Source organism: Leptotrichia trevisanii DSM 22070 (assembly GCF_000482505.1).
In the GTDB taxonomy this organism is placed as follows: domain Bacteria; phylum Fusobacteriota; class Fusobacteriia; order Fusobacteriales; family Leptotrichiaceae; genus Leptotrichia; species Leptotrichia trevisanii.
In genome coordinates this window covers 1-22,518 of sequence record NZ_AXVL01000022.1, presented here as the reverse complement: position 1 = coordinate 22,518, position 22,518 = coordinate 1, and the positions used below count along the sequence as shown (strand labels likewise).

18 protein-coding genes are annotated in these 22,518 nt (G+C 30.1%); 16 read left to right on the top strand and 2 right to left on the bottom strand.

The window, feature by feature from the left end; genetic code table 11:
- Window positions 1-30 precede the first annotated feature (30 nt).
- The 16 genes from uvrB to K324_RS0105725 all read left to right on the top strand — a co-directional run bounded on the left by uvrB (window position 31) and on the right by K324_RS0105725 (window position 19,719).
- Entirely contained in the window at window positions 31-2,004 is a 1,974-nt protein-coding gene (gene uvrB, locus K324_RS0105800) for an excinuclease ABC subunit UvrB (RefSeq protein WP_026748325.1), read from the top strand.
- Window positions 2,005-2,026: 22 nt separating this feature from the next.
- A complete protein-coding gene (gene sppA / locus K324_RS0105795; protein ID WP_026748324.1) occupies window positions 2,027-3,673 on the top strand; it encodes a signal peptide peptidase SppA in 1,647 nt (548 codons plus the stop codon).
- Window positions 3,674-3,695: 22 nt separating this feature from the next.
- Window positions 3,696-4,121 (top strand): hypothetical protein, encoded by a 426-nt coding sequence (locus K324_RS0105790; protein ID WP_248615360.1) that lies wholly within the window; start codon window positions 3,696-3,698, stop codon window positions 4,119-4,121.
- Between the two features lie 97 nt (window positions 4,122-4,218).
- On the top strand, window positions 4,219-5,427 hold the full coding sequence (locus K324_RS0105785; RefSeq protein ID WP_026748322.1) for a Fic family protein: 1,209 nt from the start codon (window positions 4,219-4,221) through the stop codon (window positions 5,425-5,427).
- A gap of 60 nt (window positions 5,428-5,487) precedes the next feature.
- The gene (locus K324_RS0105780; protein ID WP_026748321.1) at window positions 5,488-5,841 is read left to right on the top strand and encodes an arsenate reductase family protein; all 354 of its coding nucleotides are present in this window, start codon (window positions 5,488-5,490) and stop codon (window positions 5,839-5,841) included.
- Between the two features lie 337 nt (window positions 5,842-6,178).
- On the top strand, window positions 6,179-6,529 hold the full coding sequence (gene rplS / locus K324_RS0105775) for a 50S ribosomal protein L19 (RefSeq protein WP_026748320.1): 351 nt from the start codon (window positions 6,179-6,181) through the stop codon (window positions 6,527-6,529).
- A gap of 282 nt (window positions 6,530-6,811) precedes the next feature.
- Window positions 6,812-8,488: a signal peptidase I gene (lepB, locus tag K324_RS0105770; protein WP_026748319.1), complete on the top strand. Its 1,677-nt coding sequence runs from the start codon at window positions 6,812-6,814 to the stop codon at window positions 8,486-8,488.
- 78 nt (window positions 8,489-8,566) lie between these two features.
- A complete protein-coding gene (locus K324_RS0105765; protein ID WP_026748318.1) occupies window positions 8,567-9,121 on the top strand; it encodes a GNAT family N-acetyltransferase in 555 nt (184 codons plus the stop codon).
- Window positions 9,122-9,315: 194 nt separating this feature from the next.
- Window positions 9,316-12,843: a DEAD/DEAH box helicase gene (locus tag K324_RS0105760; protein ID WP_026748317.1), complete on the top strand. Its 3,528-nt coding sequence runs from the start codon at window positions 9,316-9,318 to the stop codon at window positions 12,841-12,843.
- Between the two features lie 95 nt (window positions 12,844-12,938).
- Entirely contained in the window at window positions 12,939-13,160 is a 222-nt protein-coding gene (locus K324_RS0105755) for an acyl carrier protein (RefSeq protein WP_026748316.1), read from the top strand.
- A 467-nt stretch (window positions 13,161-13,627) separates the two neighbouring features.
- The gene (fabF, locus tag K324_RS0105750; protein WP_026748315.1) at window positions 13,628-14,860 is read left to right on the top strand and encodes a beta-ketoacyl-ACP synthase II; all 1,233 of its coding nucleotides are present in this window, start codon (window positions 13,628-13,630) and stop codon (window positions 14,858-14,860) included.
- A 98-nt stretch (window positions 14,861-14,958) separates the two neighbouring features.
- A complete protein-coding gene (gene rnc, locus K324_RS0105745; protein ID WP_026748314.1) occupies window positions 14,959-15,663 on the top strand; it encodes a ribonuclease III in 705 nt (234 codons plus the stop codon).
- Between the two features lie 24 nt (window positions 15,664-15,687).
- Window positions 15,688-16,185: a pantetheine-phosphate adenylyltransferase gene (gene coaD, locus K324_RS0105740; RefSeq protein WP_026748313.1), complete on the top strand. Its 498-nt coding sequence runs from the start codon at window positions 15,688-15,690 to the stop codon at window positions 16,183-16,185.
- A gap of 94 nt (window positions 16,186-16,279) precedes the next feature.
- Window positions 16,280-17,638 (top strand): DNA repair protein RadA, encoded by a 1,359-nt coding sequence (radA, locus tag K324_RS0105735; protein WP_026748312.1) that lies wholly within the window; start codon window positions 16,280-16,282, stop codon window positions 17,636-17,638.
- A 36-nt stretch (window positions 17,639-17,674) separates the two neighbouring features.
- Window positions 17,675-18,748 (top strand): DNA integrity scanning diadenylate cyclase DisA, encoded by a 1,074-nt coding sequence (gene disA, locus K324_RS0105730; RefSeq protein ID WP_026748311.1) that lies wholly within the window; start codon window positions 17,675-17,677, stop codon window positions 18,746-18,748.
- 62 nt (window positions 18,749-18,810) lie between these two features.
- Window positions 18,811-19,719, top strand: a complete 909-nt coding sequence (locus K324_RS0105725) for a DUF1385 domain-containing protein (protein ID WP_026748310.1) — start codon at window positions 18,811-18,813, stop codon at window positions 19,717-19,719.
- Window positions 19,720-19,781: 62 nt separating this feature from the next.
- Here the strand turns inward: K324_RS0105725 and K324_RS0105720 are convergent, their stop codons facing one another.
- Window positions 19,782-20,621 carry a radical SAM protein gene (locus K324_RS0105720; protein WP_026748309.1) on the bottom strand — a complete coding sequence of 280 codons (840 nt, stop codon included), beginning with the start codon at window positions 20,619-20,621 and terminating at the stop codon, window positions 19,782-19,784.
- Window positions 20,622-20,946: 325 nt separating this feature from the next.
- Window positions 20,947-21,150, bottom strand: coding sequence for a transposase family protein (locus K324_RS16625; protein WP_084533570.1), 204 nt, complete (start codon window positions 21,148-21,150; stop codon window positions 20,947-20,949).
- Between the last annotated feature and the right edge of the window lie 1,368 nt (window positions 21,151-22,518).

The window sequence follows — 22,518 nt, the reverse complement described above, 5'->3', positions numbered from 1 at the left end:
AGGTTTGTATTGAAAGGAGGAAAAATAGAGATGGATTTTAAGATACATTCAAAATTTAAGCCGACTGGAGATCAGCCTCAGGCTATCCAAAAAATTGTGGAAAACTTGGAAGATGGGATTACAGATCAGATTTTGCTTGGGGTTACGGGATCGGGAAAAACATTTACAGTTGCGAATGTTATTGAAAAAATAAATCGTCCAGCTTTGATAATGGCACCGAATAAAACGCTTGCAGCACAACTTTATAATGAGTACAAGCAATTTTTTCCTGAAAATGCTGTTGAATATTTTGTGTCTTATTATGATTATTACCAGCCTGAAGCGTATATCATGCAAACTGATACGTATATTGAAAAGGATTCTTCAATTAATGATGAGATTGATAAATTGCGGCATGCAGCAACAGCAGCACTTTTGAATAGAAGAGATGTTATTATTGTGGCTTCGGTTTCGGCAATTTATGGATTGGGATCGCCAGAGGCATATAAAAAGAGATCGATTCCGATTGATGTGGAAACAGGATTTGAAAGAAATGAGCTTATAAAAAGGCTGATTTCACTTAGATATGAGAGAAATGACATTGCCTTTGAGCGTGGAAAATTCCGTGTGAAAGGTGATATTCTTGATTTACATCCATCTTATCAGGATACAGGATACCGTTTTGAATTTTTTGGAGATGATTTGGAAAGCATTTCAGAGATTAATACGCTTACTGGACAGAAAATTAGAAATATAAAAAGAATCACAATAATGCCTGCGACTCACTATTTGACAAATGAAGATACAAAAGTGATGTTCGAGGCAATAAAAAAGGAAATGGAAGAAAGAGTGCATTTTTTCCAAAAAGAAGGAAAACTGCTGGAAGCACAGAGAATTGAGCAAAGAACGAAATATGATTTGGAAATGATTGAGGAAATTGGCTATTGTAAAGGTGTGGAAAATTATTCTAGGTACTTGACTGGAAAGGATGAAGGAGAAGCACCTGATACGTTAATTGACTATTTTCCAGAGGATTTGGTCGTATTTCTGGATGAGTCGCACATTTCAGTTCCACAGATAAATGGGATGTATAAGGGAGATAGGGCAAGAAAGCAGTCTTTAATTGACAATGGATTTAGGCTTCCAAGTGCTTATGACAATCGTCCGTTGAAATTTGAGGAATTTTTTAAAAAAGTTCCACAAGCTGTGTATATTTCAGCTACTCCAAGTGATTACGAGCTGGAACATTCAAATGGTGAAATTGTAGAGCAGCTTGTCCGTCCAACAGGAATTGTGGAGCCAAGTATCGATATTCGTGAAACAAAAAATCAAATTGATGACTTGATGGATGAAATAAAAACAAGAACAGCAAAAAAAGAACGGATTTTAGTTACAACTTTGACAAAAAAAATGGCAGAAGAACTGACAGATTACTATTTGGAATATGGAATAAAAGTAAAATATATGCACTCTGACATCGATACGCTAGAAAGAACAGAGATAATAAGAGGCTTGAGAAAAGGTGAATTTGATGTTCTGGTTGGAATAAACTTGTTAAGGGAAGGGTTGGATATTCCAGAAGTTTCATTAGTGGCAATTTTGGAAGCAGACAAGGAAGGATATTTACGTTCCAGAAGATCTTTAATTCAGACAATGGGACGTGCCGCAAGAAATGTAGAAGGACATGTTATCCTGTATGCTGACAGAATTACAGGCTCCATGCAGGAAGCCATTGATGAAGTAAACAGGCGGCGTGAAGTTCAGGAAAAATACAATCTGGAAAACAACATCAATCCAAAATCAATCGTAAGAGAAATTGCAGAGTCAATCGTAGACTATGAAGTTGAAAAAGAAAATGAAGCAAACAAAGCAATTAAGCAGTATAAGAGTGAAAAAGAGGTGGAAAAGGAAATTAAGAAACTCGACAAGCAGATTAAAAAAATGGCTGAGGAGCTTAATTTTGAGGAAGCTATTAAGTTGAGGGATAAAATGAATGAACTAAAAAAATTGTTAATTGAATTGTAGGTTTAAAAAGGGAGTTGATATGATGTTTATTTTGAAAATGCTGTTAGAAATAGTAATAATGCTTATTTTGTGTGTAATTTTAAATTTAATTTTTGTGAAGAAGATTCTTAGAGTAAAAAATAAGAAGAAATTGCCTTTAAAAAAGGTAAAAACTGTTGTATTTGATGTAAAAAAATTGAAGGAAGATGTGGCTATGCCGGCATTAAAGGGGAAAGAGAAATTATCGTATTATCAAATATTGCAAGGATTAAATAATCTTGCGAAAGATAAGAATATAAAAAAAGTGATTATTGATATGGATAAGTTGAATTTGACGCTTTCACAGCTGGAAGAAGTTTCTAAAATTTTTGATAAGATTAGAAAAAATAAGGAAGTTGTGGCGATAGGGACGCTTTTTGAGGAAAGTCGATATAGACAGGCTCTGCTTGCAAATAAAATTTTTATGTTTGACACAAGACAGTCAACTATTATTTTTAGAGGATATTTGCATAAGGAATTTTATTTGAAGTCGTTTCTGGAAAAGTTTGGTATAAGGATGAATGTACTTCATATTGGTGATTACAAAGTGGCTGGAGAAAAATATAGCCTTAACCAAATGTCGAAAGAGAAAAAGGAATCAATTAAAAATATAAAGGATAAAGTTTTTGAAGATTTTGTGGAACTGGTAAAAAGCAAAAGAGGGGCTGATATTGAAAATGAGATATTGAACGGAAATTTGATTTTTGCTGGGACGAAAAAGGCTTTGGAATATAAATTGATTGACGGTGTTGCTGATTATGATGAGATTGGGATAAATTATAAAGAAGATACAGTTTCGATTGAAGATTATATTGTGATGTCAAAAGATAAGAAGGAAAAGGCGAAAGATACAATTGCTGTGATAAATCTTGAGGGAGTTATTGATATGAAAAATCCCAACAAAAATATTACTTACGAAAATGTATGTGAAAAACTGGAAGAGTTGAAAGAAATAAAAAATTTGAAAGGGCTCGTATTAAGAATAAATTCACCTGGTGGAAGTGCTTTAGTTTCTGAAAAAATATATAAGAAATTAAAAAAATTGACTGTGCCAATATATGTTTCAATGGGAGATGTATGTGCAAGCGGTGGTTATTACATTGCCACAACTGGAAAAAAATTATTTGCGAATAATTTTACTTTGACAGGTTCAATCGGCGTTGTTATGATGTATCCTGAAGTTGCAGGAACATTGAAAAAGTTAGACATTAATTTGGAAGGATTTGGAAAAGGTGCTGGATTTGATATGCTGAATCCGTTTGAAAAGCTGGGAGAAAATTCAAAAGAGAAATTAATTCATAATATGAATGAAGTTTACAGCGAGTTTAAGGAACACGTGATGGCAGCTAGAGGAATGAGTGAAGATGAGCTTGAAAAGATTGCACAAGGGAGAGTGTGGCTTGGAATTGAAGCTAAAAATATTAATTTAGTTGATGAAATTGGCTCTTTGGAAGATTGTATAAAATCAATGGCAAATGATTTGAAGCTGGATAAATATAAAGTAAAAATTGTGAAATTGACACAGACTTTGAAGGAGACTTTGTCGGATATGAAATTGCCGTTTGTGTCTGAAGAAATTAGGGAAAAGATTGAGTTTTTGCAAGGGAATATGAATCAGATTTTGTATTATGAGAGTGATTTTGAACTTTGAAAGTTTAAGGAGCAAAATTAAAATGAAAAATAGAACATCGAGTTTTTTATTGAAAGGATTAGTTATTATTATTCTAATATTAGGATATGTATTAATTCAAGAGTTTTTAAATCTTCTAATACTAACAAGAATTGCATTGATTTTTGCAATAGTAATACACCCATCTGGATATATTATTTTTGCATTAATATTAATTTTGGCTTTAATATTAATATTCTATTCAGGAATTTTGGCACAAAGAATACTTAAATATTCTAAAATTAATATAGTTGTGATGATAATGATATTTACATATTTTGTTATAAAGTATATTTTTGCTGATAGCAATAGTACATTTTTTGCTCCAACTGAAAAAGAAAAAAATATATTTATTATAGTGAGTCATATATTTTTTTCAGTAGGATTATTGTGGAAGAAAAAAATAAAAAAGAATAGGTGTTTTTTATAAAAAAGTATTTGTAATAATTTTGAATTTATAAAAAAAATAATATATTTTTTTTCAAAAATGATATATAATGTAAAAAAATGTAAAATAGGAGTTTTTTATGAATAATTATTCAGAATTGTCGAAATTATATTATCAGAAGGTAAATATAGAAGAAGAGTTAAGAAAAAGGCTCGAAAATCCTTGTGTATATAAAACTTCATTGTATATTTTGCCAATTTTACGTGGGGAAAGAGTTTTAAAGGAAGTTGAATTATTTTTTTTGCCAATAAATGATATTTTGATGTTGCAAGATGAGATTATACAAAATAGTAAGGAAATTTTGAAATTATCTGGTGAATTGCCAAAAATAGCTCAAAAATATTGTATAAGAGAAATTATGATTAATGAGATAACAAAAAGTGAAGGAATTGAAGGAGTTCATACTACAAAAAAAGATGTGTATAACAGTATGAATTCTACAAAAATAGACAGACTATCTGGAATTATAAAAAAATACAAGCAAATTACTGAAAAAAAAATAGAAAAAATTGATTCAGCTAAGGAAATACGGAGAATATATGACGAAATTTTTGATGAAGAAATTTTGATTAATCCTGAAAATAGATTAGACGGGAAGTTATTTAGAAAAAATTCGGTGTTTATTACAGACGGATTTAAAAATATACATTTGGGAGATTTGACAGAAGAAATAATCTTAAAGCATATTGAAGATTTAATAAAATTTTCAAATAGAAAGGATATAAGTTTTTTATTTAAGGCTTGTATTGCACATTATTATTTTGAATACATTCATCCTTTTTATGATGGAAATGGAAGATGCGGAAGAATGATTTTTTCAATGTATTTAGCCAGAAAATTAGACATATTTACAGGACTTTCATTGTCGTATGCCATTTTTTCGGAAAAGGAAAAATATTCAAAATTATTTTTAAACACTTCCAGCTCTAAAAATTTTGGAGAAGTGACATTTTTTATAAAAGGAATGATGGGATTTATAAAAAAAGGGCAAAAAAGTATAAAGGAAATGTTGGAAAATAAAATAGAAAAATTAAACTTTTCACGTGATTATTTGGATAATTTAGCATTAAGTGATTCAGAAAAGAAAATAATGTTTATTTATATTCAAAATAATATATTTTCTGAATTTCCCCTAAAGGATAAGGAGCTGTCAAAAATACTGGAAATAAGCAGAGCCAAATTGAGAATCCATATAGAAAACTTGATGAAAAAGGGATATTTGGTAGAAATATCCAAAAATCCAATGATTCATGTTATAGATGACGAGTTGAAGGAAGTTCTTGATTAAAAAGGGCAACAGTTTGTTAATGAATTTAAATTTTAATAAATTATGAAAGGAAGTAAAAAAATGAATAAAGTATATTGTTACCCAAGATGTACAATTTGTAAAAAGGCTGTAAAATGGCTGGAGGAAAATGGGATTGATTACGAATATAAGCATATTGTGGAAGAAACACCATCGAAGGAAGATATTAAGAAATATTATAAAGAAAGCGGATTGCCGTTAAAAAGATTTTTTAATACAAGTGGAAATGTTTATAAAGAGCTGAACTTGAAGGAAAAATTGGCGGAAATGTCGGAAGAGGAGCAGTTTGAATTACTTGCAAGCAATGGGATGGTGTTGAAAAGGCCGCTTTTGGTAGGGAAGGGTTTTGTGCTGGTTGGATTTAAGGAAGCTGAGTGGATTGAGAAATTAAAATAAAACTTTAAACTGTTTAGAATTTATAAATGAAGATTGAATGAATGTAGGGATTTGATAATGCTGTAATTTTTGAGTTTGAAATATTCAGGATAAAAAGGCTTATCTTAGAAAAAAAGAATATTATTTTAAAAATTTTGAAAAAGTTGAAAAATTTTTTGTAATTGTATTGAAAATTAATGGAAAATATGGTAAACTTAATAAGTTATTGAATAAAGGGATATTCCGCTTTTATTGTTGCTACCAATTTTGTGATAAAATTTATAAGCAAAAAAAGTTTATGAATTAGTAGGATTGGTATAGATAGAAAGAATGTCTTAGAAAGAAGGGAGTGAATTTCTTGAAAGAGAAATTAATCGAATTAGTAGAAAAAAATTACTTGAAGGCTGATGTACCTCAATTTAAATCAGGAGATACAGTCGCAGTTCACTACAAAGTAAAAGAAGGAAACAAAGAAAGAATACAGGTTTTTGAAGGTGTAGTTATCAGAGTTTCTGGTGGAAGCGTTGCTAAAAACTTCACAGTTAGAAAAGTATCGCAAGGAATCGGTGTAGAAAGAATCATTCCTTTAAATTCTCCATTAGTAGAAAAAATTGAAGTTAAGAGAATTGGTAAAGTAAGAAGATCTAAATTATACTACTTGAGAAACTTATCAGGAAAAGCTGCTAGAATTAAAGAAATTAGAAAGTAGCTTCAAGGCTAGCAAAATGCTAGCTTTTTATTTTTTATATAGACTAAAATTTAAAAATTAATATTTTAATAAAAAAACAAATTTTACTGTATTAAATATATTTTAGGCAAATAAGAATTTTAGAAAAAATAAAGTTTAATTATGTATAATGCAGTAATGCCGTAGTTACTACTTTAAAAATGAACTTAAATGTTATAATTTCTATTAAATTTAATTTTTATTGTTTCAGTTTTAGAGAGAGTTTAAAAATTTAAAAATTATAAATGTAGGAGAGGGAAAATTATGAATATGTTATTATGGGGAGCATTTTATCTTGTTGCATCGTTATTTCTATTATTTTTCTTTTTTAAAGAAAAACAGGTTATTCATTGGATAAGAATGAAGGAAGATGAAATATTGCAAAAAGTGCCGCTTGGGAGAAATAATGGAAGTTTTACGGCGGGGAATATTTTAACAATAGTTGCGTTAATTATTACATCAGTGTTTTTTGTGATTGTAGATAAAACACCGGATTCTGATATTTTTATAAAAGTTTGGGGAATTTATGGAGTGTTTATTATAAATACGGTATTTTATATTTTAAGAAAAGAGCATGAATGGATTTTTTTACTTAATCTTATAATGTTATTTCTGAGCAGATTAATGTTTAATATTATGGATATGAATTTTCATATTTACTTGGGAATAAATGTTATAATTTCATTGATTCTCATTTATTTATTTAAAGAACTGCCAAAAGAAAAAATTGATGAACAGACGATTTTAAAGGAAGCTGTACATGAAAATAAAAAATTGGAAAAAATATTGACAGAGGCAAAAGTAAAAAATGAAAATGCGGAAGAAATTTTCAAAAAAATATTTCCAAAGGAAAATATTACAGTGGAAGAAAGAATTGAAAGAGAAAAAAGAAAGAGAAGCACGTTTGGAAAAGCACTTTCGAGAATTGACAACGCATTAATTGCAATTATTTTGGTAGGGCTTATACAAATGTTTTATATTGGGAATTACGTAATTCCAACAGGTTCAATGGAACCTACAATTAGAATTCAGGACAGAGTTTTCACAAATATGGTTAAATACCATTTTTCATCACCAAAAGTCGGACATATAATAGCCTTTAAGGAACCAATGGAAAATAAGCTGATGTTTACAAAGAGAATAGTCGGGGCGGCTGGAGATACTTTACAAATTGCAAAAGGGAAGATGACTATAACTGAATTTAAAATTACAAACATTGACAAGGAACCAAGAGATCCTGAATATAATGGCGATAAAAAGCACGATAAACTTGAAGAAGCAAGATATGAGAAAGAATTAAAAGAATATCGTGATCGTGAGGTTCAAGAAGTTGGTGGAGCAATGATAATAAATGGACAAGAATCAGAAATTTTAAAAAGAGTAACACCTCAAAAATTATATTTGCCTGAAGGAATACTTATGAATAATAAAATTTATATTCCGAAAAAAGGCGATAAAGTAAAGCTAGACAAAGTTATCGCAATTGATAAGAAATTTTATGAAACAGTAAAAGGCGGCTTGGTTGCAGAAACTGACTGGAAAAGTTATTACGATGGAAAAGGTTATAAAAATTTGACTGGAAAAGAATTCCTGGAATTAATAAAAACAGATAAAAACTTTAAAGATATAATTGGGAGCAATGATATATACAAAGCTAATTTCAATGATGTATTAACTAACAAGTACTATACATTCACTCTAAAAGTGGAAGGCAGAGATGAAATGGTTATGCCGATTATGGACTTTAAGTATGATGATGAATTGTTCAAAAGATTGTTAAATGGAGAAACTATAACACTTGATACTAATTATTATATGGCTATGGGAGATAACACTTCAAATAGTCATGACACAAGATACTTTGGACTTGTAGCTGAACCTAGAATTAAAGGGGAATTACTTGTAAGATGGTGGCCTTTAACTAGAATTGGGTTATTATAATTTTAGAGTATTTATAGGTGTATTCGTTTTATTATTAAAGAATAATTTGATAAAGTTAAAGAAAAAATGGAGAATAAAATGGAAAATATTGTGAGTGAATTGGTTAAAATTCATAATGAAAACTTTAAAAATAGAGTTGGGGATAAATATTTTTCTGAAATGATGTTAGGTGAGCAGTATGAGATATACTGCTTATTTAATTTTACAGGAGAAAATATTTTTGTGGAAAAATTAAAAAAAGAAGATAAAAATAAAACTTTAGAAAAAAGTCAAAAAGAAAAAACGGATTTGGGCAAAAATGAAAAAATTGAGAAAAATGTGTTGGGATATGTCGCATTTTATGGTACAATAGAGAGCATAGATATTTTTGAGGTAGCAATAAAAAAAGAATATCAAGGACAAGGTTTTGGTGAAAAATTATTAATTGAAAGTATAGAAAATTTGATTAAAGATAATAAAAATGCAGGAATTAAAAATATAAATTTTTCAGAAAATAAATTTTTGCTGGAAGTTAATGAAAATAATGTGAAGGCACTAAAACTTTATAAAAAAATTGGATTTGAAGAAATTTCCGTAAGAAAAAATTATTATGGGAATAATGAGAATGCAATAATAATGATTAAATATAGTTAAAATTCTGTAAAATTAAACTGATAAAAACTAAATAAATTTAAAATTTGAACAGAATAATTGTAACTTTCAGGTTTAGTGTTAAAAAGATTTTACTATGTCGTTAAATTTTTTGATAAATAACTGATTTGGTAAGTAATTCAAAAAAAGGACAGTTGTTAATCAAAAGATTTTTTTAATAAAAGTAAGGGAGAGAAATGAGAGAGAATAGTATTTCGTTAGAATTAAAAAAACAGATAACACCAAGTATTTTTGTAATTGGACAGGAATATTATAATAAAAGTTTGGGGAATATAACTGCACTTTTTGCCGATGGGAACTTTTTGACGGTGGAAGGTGAGTATAAGGAAAATAGTCTTTGTAAGACATCAATTACAATGGAGCAAAAAAAAGGGGAATTTGTTGAAGCTAACTGTGATTGCATGTTTTTCAAGAACAGCAAAAAAAATTGTTGTAAACATGTTGTAACTTTGGGGATGATGGCGGATCATTCGGAAAAAATTTCAAAGGTTATTGGGACTGATGAAATTGAGATGATGTTTGAGGATGATTTTGAGGAAGATAATAAAAAATTAGCCAAAATTAAGGAAAAAGAGCAAAAAGCTAAAACTGAAAAAGTTGTTAAACAAAATTTGGTGAACGATAATAAGAATAAATCAAGACAGAGAATAAAATTAAAAGATAAAAATTTGAATATAAAAAAATTAGATAAATCAAGTGAAATTTTTGAAAAAATAGGAAATATTGAAAATAATGAGTTGCAAAGTATTGATAAAAAAAGTAAAAGTTCGGAAGCTAGATTTGAAATAATTGAAGGAAATGCTGAAAATATTGTAAAAGATGGGAATGTGAAAGTGGAGATGGATTTTCAAAATTCCCAGAAAATTAAAAATAACGAGGAAATATTGGAAAATCTTGAAAGTGTTTCTGAGAAAATTAATGAAATTTATAATTTACATGTGGAAAATCAGAATATTGAAGTGGAAGAACAGCAGGAAATGCGACTGGAAGTTGAAATTGACGAAGGAAGTTACAGCGACTATAAATACGGATATGACTATAATCAGGAAAATACTGCACGAGGATATATTTTACGGTTAAAAACGGGATTAAAGAAAACTTACTATGTAAAGGATATTTTAAAATTTATCGAAGCAATTGTGAAAGACAGAGAATATGAAATAACTTCAAAAATTACCTATAATCCAAAAACTTACTTTTTTAATGAGGTAAATAAAAAAATAATTCATGCAATTTATGAATATAGTAAGGAAATTCAGAGTGTAATTGATAGCGGAATTAAGGATAAAAAAGGGTTAAAGGTGTATGAAATGCTTTTGAATAGGTTGCTTGCCGCTATGGAAAAAGGAAAGAGCCTGATTCTTCTAGGGGAGCAAAAGCAGATAATGAATTCATATGAGCCATTATTTATACTGGAAAATGATAAAATTATAATGAGAAATATTGAAAAAATTTCTGAAAATAGTCCATTTTACACTTTTTCAAATGACACTACCAAAGTCTTTAAAATGGATAAAAATGAAATGAGATTTTTTGAAAAATTTGATTTTTTGGATATGGAGCTGTTTAATCAGCTGCCTTGGGAGGAAAATCAGAAATTAAGGGCAGTTCTGGAGTATGAAAATATTAATGTTGCCGAATATATTGATGAGGACGGAAATATTGATATTTTTGTTACGGAAACGGATGAAAAGGAACTTGTAAAAATTAATTTGTCGAATACTGTATGTGCAGTTGAAAAAAATGGTAAATATTTTATTCCAAGAAAAAATGTGAGCTTGTTTGAAGAGCTGAAAAAACACGTGGAAAGTTATTCCTTTGTGAATATGGGATTGACAGAAGATACTTATAATGTGAATTATGAAGGCTTGGGAAAAATTTCGGAATATATTGACAAAATGCATGCTGATAAGGTAAAAATTCATTTGGATAATAAAATAAAAAATGCACGGAATATTGATGTTCATATTGGAATAAAAAAAGTGGAACATAATTTTTTGAATGTCAGCTTTGATATTGAGGGAATAAAGACTGAAGATGTGGAAATTGTGATGGAAGCTATTAAAAATGAGCAGAAATACATAACGCTTTCGAGCGGGGAACTTGTAAAAATTGCCAATAAAAGTATTGAAGAATTAGTTGGAATTACAGATTCCATTTCCAATCTGAAAGTGGGAGAAAATAAGATTTCTAAAATAAAGGCACTGCAGCTTGCCCAAATTTCAAAAAATATTCAGGATGAACTTGTGAAAATGGATGAATTTAAGGGTTTGTTTCATAAAATAAAAAATCGACAGGAAATTGAACCAAATAATATAAATGTAGAATTATTTCCGTATCAGAAGCTAGGATTTAACTGGCTGAAAAATATGTATGATATTGGGTTTGGCGGAATTCTGGCTGATGATATGGGACTTGGTAAGACTTTGCAGACAATTTCGCTGTTAAATGAGATTTATCAGGAAAATAGAGGCTTTTCGGCATTAATTATTGTGCCAAGTTCGCTATTGTACAACTGGAAGGAAGAAATTATCAAATTTACAGGGATAAATCCAACTCTGATTGAAGGAACAGCTGCTCAAAGAAAAGAAATTATTTCAAGAAGATCAAAAGGCTTCTTGATAACAACTTATCAGGCCTTGAGAAATGATATTGAAGAGTACAAAAGCAGGGATTTTGACATAGTAGTGCTGGATGAGGCTCAAAATATAAAAACAACGACTTCTCAAATAAAAAAAGCCGTTATGAAAATCAACAGTAAAGTAAATTTTGCATTGACGGGAACCCCAGTAGAAAACAACATTCTGGAACTATGGTCAATCTTTGATTTCGTAATACCAGGATACTTAGATAATTTGACAAAATTCAAGAAAACCTACAAGGAAGCGATTGTAAATCCAAATTCTTCTAAAATACATAATTTACGTGAAATTATCGCTCCATTTTTATTGAGAAGAACAAAAAAGGAAGTTCTTACAGAATTACCAGATAAAATTGAGTCAAATATGGTTGTAACATTAAGTAATGAGCAGAAACAGCTGTATATGTCCTATATAAAACAGGCTAAAAGTGAAATGAAGAAATTTAATGAAAATGAGAATAATCGTATGAAAATATTGGCTATCTTGACAAAATTGCGTCAAATTTGTAATTCGCCAACTTTATTCAAGGAAGATTACAAGGGTGATGTGGCAAAATTGGAAGTATTGCGTGATTTATTGCCAGATATTACAGAAAATGGACATAGACTGCTTATATTCTCACAATTCGTAGGAACCTTGAAGGAAATTGAAAAAGAGCTTGCAAGTATGGGAATTGAGTATTTTTATATTGATGGAAGTGTAAAATCGAAGGAAAGAGTGGATATTTGTAATAGATTTAACGCTGGAGAGCGGCAAGTTGTATTGATTTCGCTAAAAGCAGGTGGAACGGGATTAAATCTTGTTGGAGCGGATGTTGTAATTCATTATGATCCGTGGTGGAATATTGCTGTGGAAAATCAGGCGAGTGACAGGGCATATAGAATTGGACAGAAAAAAAGTGTGCAAGTTATAAAACTTGTTACAGAAGGTACAATTGAGGAAAAAATTATAAAAATTCAGGAAAATAAACGTCAGTTAAGTGAAAATCTGCTGGAAAGCAAAGATGGGGAAAAGGTCTTATTTGAAATGAGTGATAAGGAATTAATGGAATTATTGAGCTAAAGTTGAAAATTTTAATTATTAATAAATTTTAGTTGCATTTTTCAAATTCATTTGGTATAATAATTCTAGAAAATAAATATGGAGGTGGCATTATAATGCTAGATAAAATTAAATCAATAGTAGTAGATCAATTAGGAGTAGACGAGGATCAAGTAACTGAAGATGCGTCTTTCGTTGATGATTTAGGAGCTGATTCATTAGATACAGTTGAATTAATCATGGCTTTTGAAGAAGAATTCGACATTGAAATTCCTGATGAAGATGCACAAAAAATTAAAACAGTTAAAGATGTAATCGAATATATTGAATCTAAATAATAGATAAAACTTTTGGGGGTATTCCCCCCTTTTTTATTGAAAAAAAAATGAAAAAATGTTAAAATAAACTTATTGCAAAAAAATTATTATTTAAAATAATAAAATAAATTAATATAATCTATTTCTAAATATTAGTTAAAAGTTTTTTTTCATGTTATAGATTATTTTGATTAATAATTGTTTTTTCTTTTATATTTTTTAATTTCTTTTGACGTAAGGGCATCAGACGCCATGCCCTTACAACCCCGCTTAACGAAATTTTGCTTATTATTTTCAGTATCACAATTGTTGTAATTAAATTAAAAACGTCGTGATTGTAAAGGGGATGATGACTGATCCCCTTTACGTTTGAAAAAAGAAAAAATACAAAAATTAAAGAAAAACCCTTTTATTAATAACAATTTATTTTATAAAATTTAAAATTTGTATTTAGAATTAGAAAAAAATAAAAGATGAGAGGTGTATTAATGAGAAGAGTAGTTGTTACAGGAATAGGACTGGTAACTCCGTTGGGTACGGGGAAGGATAAGGCTTGGAAAAATTTATTGGCTGGGGAATGTGGGATTGATAAAATTACACAGTTTGACAGTTCAGAACATCCAGTGCATATTGCAGCGGAAGTAAAGGATTTTGTGCCTGAAAATTATATTGAGAAAAAAGAATTGAAAAAAATAGCTAGATTTTCACAATTTGCGATTGCGGCGTCTAAAGAGGCATTGGAAGATGCAAAATTGGAAATTACGGATAAAAATGCGGATAGAATTGGAGTAATTATTGGTTCTGGAATTGGGGGGCTGGATGTAATTGAGCAGGAAGTGGAAAAACTTGTTACTAGAGGGCCTAAAAGAGTATCGCCATTTTATATTCCAGCGGCAATCTTGAATATGGCTTCTGGAAATACTTCGATTTACATAGGAGCAAAAGGGCCTAATAAGACAGTTGTTACCGCCTGTGCTTCGGGAACGAACTCGATTGGGGATGCTTTTCAGGCAATTTTATTAGGGAAAGCTGATGCAATGATAGCTGGAGGGACAGAAGCAACAGTGACTCCATCAGGAATCGCAGGATTTGCGAACTTGAAAGCGTTATCAACTAATCCGGATCCTAAGACTGCATCACGTCCATTTACAGCGGATAGAGATGGATTTGTGCTTGGAGAAGGTTCTGGAGTGCTAGTATTGGAAGAATTGGAACATGCTAAAAAACGTGGAGCAAAAATTTATGCGGAAGTTGTGGGATATGGAGAAACTGGAGATGCTTACCATATGACAGCACCGTCTGATGGTGGAGAAGGAGCTGCAAGAGCATTTAAAATGGCTTTGGAGCAAGGAAATATCAAACCTGAGGAAGTTGGATATATCAATGCACACGGGACATCTACACCTGCAAACGATAAAAATGAAACTCAGGCGATAAAATCAGTATTTGGAGAACACGCATACAACCTTTCTGTAAGTTCTACGAAAGGTGCAACTGGACACTTGCTAGGTGGAGCGGGAGGAATCGAAGCAGCATTTCTGGCACTTGCAATTTCGGAAGGAATTATGCCTCCAACTATAAATTATGAAAATCCTGATCCATTGTGTGATTTGGACTATGTACCAAATAAAGCTGTGAAAAGGGATATTGAAGTAGGAATGTCAAGTTCACTGGGATTTGGTGGACATAATGCAGTTTTAGCATTTAGAAAATATAGATAATAAAAATATTTGAAAATAACTAAGGGGAGAATAAATATTGATTTTCCCCTTAATTAAAGTGTAAAAGTGAATAATAAAAAAATAAAGGAGGTGAAAAAATGGAAACAGGTGCAAATAGGGATGCTAAGGAACTTATGCAGAAAATAGGATATGAATTTAAGAATGAGGAATATCTGGAAGAAGCCTTGACACATAGATCCTATTCCAATGAAACGGAAAAAACTAGGAGATTTAACAATGAAAAACTTGAATTTCTGGGAGATGCGGTGGTAAATCTTATAACGACGGAATATATTTACGAGCTTTACGAAAAAAAGACGGAAGGTGAGCTTGCCAAACTAAAAAGTCAAATTATAAGTGAACCTGTGTTTTCAACTATTGCGAGTGAGATGGAACTGGGAGAATATTTGTATTTGAGCAATGGTGAAATTATGTCTGGCGGGAGAAACAGAAGATCTATTTTAGGTGATGCGTTTGAGGCTTTGATTGGTGCGATTTTTAAAGATTCAGATTATTATACTGCGAAAAATGTGGCATTAAAACTTTTGCTTGGGAAAATAAACAAACTTGAGGAAATAGAAGGAACTGGCGATTATAAGACGGTTTTGCAGGAATTTGTTCAAGGGAAGTACAGAAAAATGCCAGAATACAAGTTGCTTAATACAAAGGGCCCTGATCACGATAAGGTTTTTGAAATTTCTGTAAGTTGGAATAATAAAATTTATGGTGTGGGAACTGGAAAAAGTAAAAAGGAAGCTGAAAAACATGCAGCAAAAGAGGCACTGGCAAGAATGAAAAAATAAAAGCAGTAAAAACAGGAGAACAAGATGGAAAAAGTGGCATTGTATCCGGGAAGTTTTGATCCAATAACGAAGGGACATATTGATATTATAAAGCGTTCTTCAAATTTATTTGATAAGTTAATAATAGGAATTTTTAAAAATTCTACAAAATCAAAAGCCTGGTTTTCGGATGAAGAAAAAGTCGAAATGATAGAAGAAATCTTGAAAAAAGAAAATATTAATGCTGAAATAAAAATTTTTAACGGATTATTAGTTGATTTTATGTGTAAAGAAAACGTAAATATTCTAATAAGAGGCTTACGTGCCTTGTCAGACTATGAATATGAACTGCAGTTTACCTTGACAAATAAGACACTTGCGAAAAGTGAATTTGAAACTGTATTTTTGACGGCTTCAAGAGAATATCTGTACTTAAGTTCAAGTCTTGTGAAGGAAGTTGCATTAAATAAGGGGGATTTAAGTTTTTTTGTAACGGAAAATGTGGAAAAACGTTTGATTGAGAGAGTTAAGAAATTGAAATGAATGATTATAAGTTAATAAAAAGGCAAAAAACATAATTTTGTTAAAAAAGTTTGGTAATATATAAAATAAGTAAAGAATAAAAGGGGAACTCAAAATGGCTGTAAAAAAAGGAAAGACAAAATACATATGCTCGGAATGTGGCTACAGTTCATTAAAATGGCTGGGAAGATGTCCTAACTGCGACTCGTGGGGAACATTTGAAGAGGAAATTGACATAAAGAGCACTTTTAAAAATGTGGAATCAAAAGAAGTTTCGATAAGCAAGATAACAGAAATTGAAATAGAAAAAGAATTTCGGATGGTAACGCCTTTTGAGGAATTTGACAGGGTGCTGGGAGGTGGACTGATAAAGGGGGAAGTTGTGCTGATTACTGGAAGCCCTGGGATTGGGAAATCGACTTTCCTGCTTCAGTTGTCACAGGAATATGCAAAAATTGGAAATGTATTCTATGTTTCGGGAGAAGAATCGCCACGACAGATAAAACAGCGTGCAGAACGTGTCAATGTAAAAAGTGAAAATTTGTATATTCTGAATGACACAAATATTGAAAAAATCGAAAGTGTAATTTTAAAGGATAAGCCGAAAGTTGTTGTAATTGATTCAATTCAGACGCTTTATTCAGAAAATGTGAATTCCATTCCCGGAAGTGTTACACAGATTCGGGAAACTACTTTAAAAATCATTGAAATTGCTAAAAAAAATGAAATTGCATTTTATATTGTGGGACATGTTACGAAGGATGGAAAACTGGCGGGGCCAAAATTGCTTGAGCATATGGTGGATGCTGTGTTGCAAATTGAAGGGGAGGAAAACAGTTATTATAGAATTATCCGTTCGATAAAAAACCGTTATGGCTCCACAAATGAAATTTCAATTTTTGATATGAAGGAAAATGGAATTAGTGAAGTGAAGAATCCGTCTGAATTTTTTATAAGCGACAGGGATGAAAAAAATATTGGCAGCATTATTGTGCCAATTTTTGAAGGAAGCCGTGTATTCTTATTTGAAGTGCAGTCATTACTGGGAACACCAAATTTTGGAATGCCACGAAGGACAGTTGAGGGATATGACAAAACTCGTGTGGAAATATTGAGTGCGGTTTTATCACGTTCCTTGAAGGTGGATGTAAATTCAAAAGATATTTATATAAATATTCCAGGCGGAATTGACTTGAATGACAGGAGTTCTGATTTGGCGGTAGTTTTCTCGCTTCTGTCCTCAGTAAAGGGAGTGCCAATAAGCCAGAAAATAGCAGCTATTGGAGAATTGGGATTACGTGGAGAGGTGAGAAAGGTTTCATTTATAAAAAATAGGGTAAATGAACTGGAAAAAATGGGATTTGCAGGAGTGTATCTTCCAAAAAGCCATCAGGCAGACTTTGAAAAGGAAAAAACAAAAATAAAACTTAATTATATAAGTAACATAAGTGAACTTGTCGAGAGGATAAGATAAGCCGACAGAGCAAAAAAAGGCGAAAGGAAATGGGAAATGATAAAAAAGGCAGTTAATAAGAAGAAAATATTGGAGCATATATTTGACAGGGTAGCACCGGGAACAGCTTTGAGAGAAGCGATAGATAAAATTCAGGAGGCAAAGCTGGGAGCATTGATTGTACTGGGGAATCCTAGTAATCTGAAAGATGTGATGGGCGGAGGATTTGAACTGAACACGGTATATTCGCCACAAAAGGTTTATGAACTGTCCAAAATGGATGGTGGGATTATTTTGTCAGAGGATATAAAGACGATTTATGGAGCAAATATTCAATTACAGCCCAATTATTCGATAGAGACGGATGAAAGTGGGACAAGACATCAGGCGGCACACAGAATAGCTCAGCAGAAGGGAAATCTGGTTGTGGCTGTTTCTGAAAGACGGAATAAAATTACGATATATTATGGGAAATTTAGATATTTGTTAAATGAAATTGGGGATTTGCTGACAAAATCTTCACAGGCGATAACGGCTCTTGAAAAATATTCAATTGCGATTGAAAAAAACCATGTGAACTTGTCAATTCTTGAATTTGACAATATGGTAACACTTTATGATATTGTGGAATGTGTGAGAATGTATGGGCTGCTTTTCAGAATGTCGGAGGAACTGATTGAATATATGGCGGAACTTGGAAGTGAAGGACGGCTTATAAAAATTCAGTATGAAGAAATAATGTTAAACAAAAACGAAAGTTTTGATGCTCTCATAAAGGATTATAAGATAAGTGATGAAACAGCGGAGAAAATTGGATTAAGGGTAAAATCCCTGACTAAAGAAGAGTTGCTGGATGATGAAAAAATCGTGTATCTTCTAGGGTTTGATGCAAATATCATAAATCTTGATGAAAAGATACAGCCACGTGGATACGGGCTTTTGAGCAATATAACGAAAATAAGCAAAAAGGACAGGGACGTTCTTGTAAAGGAATTCTCAAATGTCCAGTCAATCCTGATGTCAACTGCCTCAGACATTGCTAAAATAAAGGGAGTAAGCAAATACAAGGCTGAACACATTAATAAATCATTGAAACGGATAAAAAACAGGGCAGTAATTGACAGGGAATAAAATATTAATTGAAATAATAGAAAAGTTAAACAAAATATGGAATATTAAGAAAGTGGGTAAAAATGGAAGATAAAAAAGTGACTGTCGGAGGACAGGCTGTTGTGGAAGGGGTTATGATGAGAGGACCTAAGGCTATTGCAACGGCTGTTCGTAAGCAGGATGGAAGTATTGTTTATAAAAAAATAACACTTACTGAAAAAAATAATAAATGGTTAAAAGTACCTTTTGTGAGAGGAGTTATAGCACTTTATGATGCAATGGTTGTCGGGACAAAGGAGCTTATCTTTGCATCAAATCAGGCTGGACTGGAAGAGGAGAAATTGACAGATAAACAAGTTGGATTTACTGTTTTGACATCGGTTCTGTTGGGAATTGCGGTGTTTATGTGGCTTCCGTCAGCTGTTGGAGGTTTTTTCTTTAAAGACAGTGTTTTAAAGGCAAATATTGTTGAGGCTGTTATAAAATTAGTTCTTTTCTTGGGATATATTTATGGGATTTCGTTTTTAAAGGATATACAGCGGGTTTTTGAATATCACGGGGCAGAACATAAAAGCATTATGAACTACGAAATGAAAAAAGAATTGACACCTAAAAACGCAAAGGAATGTACAAGATTTCACCCAAGATGTGGTACAAGTTTTCTTTTACTTGTAATGTTCATAAGTATTCTTGTATTTTCAACAGTTGACTTATTTTTCAAAGTTCCAACAGGACATTTTACAATGATATTTTACAAATTGGTAACAAGAATTCTATTTGTACCATTTGTTGCTGGACTTTCTTATGAAATACAGCGTTGGACAAGCTACCATCTGGATAATGTTTTTGCCAAAATGATTGCAATTCCTGGAATGTGGCTACAAAAAATAACTACAAGCGAGCCTGATGAAAGCCAATTGGAAGTGGCAATTGTGGCTTTGAATGTGGCGTTGGGGAATGAAGTTACGAATGCGACGGAAGTTTTTGAATAAAAAATAAAAATATATTGCACTCTTATAAGGGGGTGCTTTTTTTTGTTTTAACTTTTTAAGATTTAACTTGATTTATTATCATGAAAAAAGAAAGTTTTATATTTTATATCATAAATTTCACATAATCTATTTATATCTTCCATTAGTAAATACCAGTATTCTTTTTTATTCTTTGTATAGATATCCTGATATAGCTGGTTATACTCAGGAAAATTTTTTGAAATAAAATCTAAAATAATTTTTTTGTATCTCCCTCTTAGATTTAAATTTTCAAAATAAATAAAATCGACTGTATCTTTACAGGTAGCAATAATTTCTTCCAATTGTGTAAGCATCGGAAAAATAGGAGATATAAATAAATACACGGGTATATTTTCTCCTTTAAGTTTTTTTAGAATTTCAATTCTGCTTTTAATGCTTCCTGCACAAGGTTCGATTTGCCTTCTTAAATTGTCATTCAATGTATTTAATGAAATTCCTACAGTAATATTTTTAATTTTTTTTAATAAATCAATATCTCTAAAAATCAGTAAAGATTTTGTTAAAATTTCTAAATGAATATGTTCATTATTTGCTTGAATAAAAAGTTTTAAAATATTTCTTGTAGATTTATACTTTATTTCATACGGATTATAAGGGTCTGTAACTGAACTCATTAATATTTTTTTATCACTATTTATTTTCTTAAGATATTTAACAAATTTTTCTTCATTAAACTTTTTAACATCTAAAAATTCTCCCCATTTTTCAGTATGGTTAGTAAATCTTTTCATAAATTCTGCATAACAGTAAATACAGCCATGGTTGCACCCAACATAGTTATTTATAACATAATCCGTAGCTGGTAGTTTAGATTTAGTAATTATATTTTTTGAGACTGTCTCCTTTATAATTGTACTCATTTAGAATCACTCCGTTAAAATTTATATTTTTTCTTCTTCAAGTTTTATATTATCGTATTTTTTAAAGAAAGGGTAATATATTATAATTGAAAAAAATATAGCTAAAATCTGAAATATAACCATTTTAATACCTCCATTAGTTGCTAAATATGCATTTATTATAGGAGGGGTTGTCTATTAATTTTCACCTCTTATTTAATTTTATATTACATTTCTCTATCTTGTCAATAATAAATAATAATTTAAACAATAAATTATTTGAAAATTAAATTAATGCTAAATCCATTAGACCTGTTCGACAACTTTACAATTCAAAATTATAAATTCAACAAATCAACGAGAATCTCATAATAAATTTTCTTCTTTTGTTTCTGTAACATGTGGATAATATCCTGAATCTCTTAATATGCCTGTTCACATGCTCTATGTAAATTCTCTGTTTTGAAATAGCCGAGTTATATTCCTTGTCTTCCTCTGTCAACTTGTAGTTCTTAGTTGATTTTAATGTTTGTAATAAAAAATTTTGCATTTGATAATACCTTTTGTGCTGTTAATATTACCATCGCCAACGTTAAAGAAAAACCTTTTGTTTTCCTTGTTTTCGTAGAATTGCTCATTGCCGAAAATCCTTATCTTGCAGTAAAGGTTTATCCTAATAATTAAAATTATGGCAAAATTACTACGCAATAACCTATGGTTACGACATTTTTCTGCACTGACAAAAAACTCATTATGCTCAAACAATTTTGCCAGCATAGAAAAATGCTCCGACGGATTAATTTATACTAAAATCTGTTTAAAAAATAAAAATTATATTTTAATTATTTGGAAATACTAGGGTTTTATCCTGTGTTGGAAAAGTTTGTAATAAATTCGTTATTTAAATGGAGTTTAGTATTAATTGTTATAGAATTTTATTTCTATTTTTTAAATAGAGTTTAGTATGAATCCATCAAAAGTGAAATAACAAGAATTAAATAAATTTTAGAATTTGTTATTAGAATAAATTTATTATTGGTTTAATTTAAAAATAAATTCAAATAGAAAAAATAGAATTTTTTTTAAAAATTTTAAGATAAGGGAATTATCATGAAATATAGGGAAATATAAAAAAATTAAAAATTTTTTTTATATAATACTTAGCATTTAGAAAGTTTAAATTTTTAAAGTTGATTTTTTCGTTTTTTATTAAATTTTATTTTAATTCTATAATGAAAAACAAAAAAAAAAAAATAGAAAAATATGTTTTGAACGAAAAAAATAATTGACTTTTTAAAATTTTTTGGTAAAATAGAAATGTAATAAAGTTATAGTGAAATCCTTTGAAGTGGAACTTAAAAACTATATTAAGTCTCAAATTTGCTTAGTTTTTATTGTTTCACTTCTAAAGAAATTTGAGCGTATTCACGAAATTTTGTTGTTATAAAATCATATTTTTGTAATTTATTTTATATTTAAAAATTTTATGATGAATAATTTGTATATTATTAAAAAAAATAATATAATTATTTTGTCTGAATTTTAAATTAATTTGAATATGTTTTAGACAGCTTTAAAAATTATAAATTTATGTGAGATATTAAAATAAAAAATGTATTTTAATAAAAAAATCATTTTAAATCACTAAAAAATCACTTATCAAAAATTGCTTTAAGGTTATACGAGATATTGAATATTAACTTTAATGCAATTTTATCATATTTAAAATACTATTTTTTAATTTCATATCAATCATAATAAATAACAGATTTTTTAATTTTGTGAATTAAAACTTTACTATAAAAAAATATAAGGAGAGGTAAAAAAATGACAAATAACATCAGAAAAATAAAGCAGGATTTACGTGCTTATGCAAAGAGATGTAAAGATGTACATTATACAGAAAGTCTAGTAATAA